Raw genomic sequence first — 240 nt, forward strand, 5'->3', positions numbered from 1 at the left:
CCGAGACGCTGGCCACCGCCTTCGACGACCGCCACGACGCCTTCGCGGGCCGCATGGACGAGCGCCCCGCCAGCCTCGTGGCGGCGCTCGACGAGCGGGCGCGGGCACATGCCGAGCAGGTCGACGCGCACACCGCCGCCCTGGCCGACACGCTCAGCCGCCGCGAGGCCGCGCTGGCGGGCCTGAGCGACGCCCGCACCGAGGCGCTGGGGGCCGGCTTCGAGCGCCGCGCCACCGCGC

General features: G+C 80.0%; 1 protein-coding gene. It reads left to right on the forward strand.

Annotated features, from left to right (window positions below):
- Window positions 1-240: hypothetical protein (locus AC0IY0_RS28995; RefSeq protein WP_471766506.1), on the forward strand; the 240-nt coding region annotated here is incomplete at both ends.

The sequence above is a fragment of the Methylobacterium sp. AC315 genome (genome assembly GCF_979253755.1).